Below are 2,316 nucleotides of genomic sequence, written 5' to 3' on the forward strand. Positions count from 1 at the left end.
TTTGCGGCAGTGATTGGCCCATTAGTTGAGGTGCCCATCATGATTGGCTTAGTCACTGTAGCCTTATGGTTTAAGGAAAAGTATTTTCAAAAGGATGTGTCTTAAGTGTTTGAGTCGCCACTGCAATTTCCAGCTTTAGTAGAGGATCTTTTCCAGACTCCTGAATTAGAAAAATTGAGTATTCAGGCTGGTGATCATGCGCCTCGGTTTCTGCTGCTGTATGGTTCACTGCGAGAGAGATCCTATAGTAGGCTCCTTACTTTCGAGGCGGCGAGGCTGTTAACCGCTATGGGTGGCGAAGTCAAAATTTTTGACCCTACTGGTCTGCCTTTAGTTGATGGCGCACCCGATACCCATCCGAAGGTGCAGGAATTGCGCCAATTGGCTTTGTGGGCAGAGGGGATGGTTTGGACCTCACCGGAACGACATGGTGCCATGACCGGCTTGCTAAAAACACAGATTGATTGGATTCCTTTGTCTGAGGGTGCCGTTAGACCAACTCAAGGTAAAACTTTGGCGGTAATGCAGGTATGCGGGGGATCGCAATCCTTTAATGCGGTGAATCAAATGCGCATCTTGGGACGATGGATGAGGATGATTACGATTCCCAATCAATCATCGGTTGCTAAGGCTTTTACAGAGTTTGAAGAAGATGGGCGCATGAAGCCATCTTCCTTTTATGATCGCATCGTTGATGTCATGGAAGAGCTCTATAAGTTCACATTACTGACTCGTGGAGTTAGTGAATACTTGACGGATCGCTACAGCGAGCGAAAAGAATCTGCTCAGGAGCTATCTAAGAGGGTAAATCAAAGAGCAATATAGCCTCTGAAGATTAGCTATCCGTTCTAGCTAGATTACGGGATTTATTTGTGAGTCCAATATACCCTCACTCTTGGATGGCCCTTGCACAACATGGTTGTTTGATGCTAACATATTTGTTAGCATTATTGAATGACTTATACCATTCGCTATTACAGCCCCGATGTATTGGAGAAAATTTTTGATTTACCTATTTCTTTGCAGGCGCGCTACATTGCTTTGACGCAGCGCATGATTGAATATGGGCCGCATTTAGGTTTGCCGCATACTGATTCGTTTGGCGGTGGTTTATTTGAGCTTAGGCTAAAAGGTATAGAGGGAATTGCAAGAGTTTTCTTTTGTACTGTGGTGGAGCGAGAGATTGTGATGTTGCATAGTTTTATTAAGAAATCGCAGAAAACTCCCGATAAGGAACTAAGGCTAGCCAAGTTGAGAATGAGGGAAGTGAAATTATGAAGACAAAGACATTGACCCATAAGCAAGCAGTTAGCAAGATGTTGAAAAATCCAGCAGTCAAGGCTGAGGTTGAGCGCTTAAATAAAGAGGAGTTTGCGATTCTTGATGAAATACTTCAGGCTCGTAAAGCCGCAGGTTTATCTCAGGCTGAAGTGGCTCGCAGAATGGGTACACAAGCTCCAGCAATAGCCAGACTCGAAAGCTCTTTGGCAACTGGAAAGCACTCCCCAAGTTTAAGTACGCTTCGAAAGTATGCTGCTGCCTTAGGTAAGAGGGTCGAATTACACCTAGTCTGATCCGACTAATTTTGGGCTATTGTTTGTTATGTCCTAAATGGCCTAACAAGATTCTCTAAGGCAAATGCATCATTAGCATGCTGAAGTTCATCAATCGATATGCGGAGTTTCTTGAGCTCTTTGCATGACAACTTACGCAATTTTTTGCGATCCATGCCGTAGGTATCCACTAGATAACGGACTCTGGATAAGCAAATCTGCAGGCGGATGAGCCAAATTAAAGCAAATAGGCCTGGTGCAAGAAATAGAAGCAAAATACTCATTTAGTAGCCTGTAAAAAAGGCCGTCACATGGACGGCCTATTGAAGTTAATCTGGTGATTAACCTTTGTACTTATTTAACCAATAAAACAGGCTGCTTGGCTGCATTGCTTACCTTTTGGGCAACAGAGCCCATGATGGCATCAACAATGCCACTACGACCTTTTGACCCCATAACCACTAGATCAAATTTCTCTTTATTGGCCAAGGCAATAATTTCATTGGCAACATTACCGCGCTTAATCACCATGTTATGTTTTACAGCGGCTGTATCAAGGGCTTTCTGAGCTGCCTTGAGTTCTTTCTCGCTGACTTCACGAAGGTAATCATCGATTACGCTATTGGCGACAAATTGCTTTACATGACCTAGACCAATATCGTCATGAACGCTGATCAATGTAACTGTGCACTTGCTGCGCAAATCCTTAGCTAACTTTCCAACATACTTGGCCGCATTGAGCGAAGATTTGGAGCCGTCAACT

At 44.0% G+C, this 2,316-nt stretch carries 5 protein-coding genes; 3 read left to right on the forward strand and 2 right to left on the reverse strand.

What is annotated here, in order from left to right:
* Window positions 1-105 precede the first annotated feature (105 nt).
* From arsH to B7X71_RS15465, 3 genes are all read left to right on the forward strand, one after another.
* Complete coding sequence (gene arsH, locus B7X71_RS15455; RefSeq protein WP_293601355.1) at window positions 106-825, forward strand: arsenical resistance protein ArsH; 720 nt, start codon at window positions 106-108, stop codon at window positions 823-825.
* Between the two features lie 129 nt (window positions 826-954).
* Window positions 955-1,278, forward strand: coding sequence for a type II toxin-antitoxin system RelE/ParE family toxin (locus B7X71_RS15460; RefSeq protein ID WP_293598527.1), 324 nt, complete (start codon window positions 955-957; stop codon window positions 1,276-1,278).
* Window positions 1,275-1,574, forward strand: coding sequence for a helix-turn-helix transcriptional regulator (locus B7X71_RS15465; protein WP_114652461.1), 300 nt, complete (start codon window positions 1,275-1,277; stop codon window positions 1,572-1,574). The genes B7X71_RS15460 and B7X71_RS15465 overlap by 4 nt, the downstream gene beginning before the upstream one ends.
* A gap of 26 nt (window positions 1,575-1,600) precedes the next feature.
* Here the strand turns inward: B7X71_RS15465 and B7X71_RS15470 are convergent, their stop codons facing one another.
* Complete coding sequence (locus B7X71_RS15470) at window positions 1,601-1,837, reverse strand: hypothetical protein (protein WP_293598529.1); 237 nt, start codon at window positions 1,835-1,837, stop codon at window positions 1,601-1,603.
* A 70-nt stretch (window positions 1,838-1,907) separates the two neighbouring features.
* The coding region (locus B7X71_RS15475; protein ID WP_293601360.1) for a universal stress protein at window positions 1,908-2,316 on the reverse strand (409 nt) is incomplete at its 5' end.

It is taken from the genome of Polynucleobacter sp. 39-46-10, assembly GCF_002282275.1.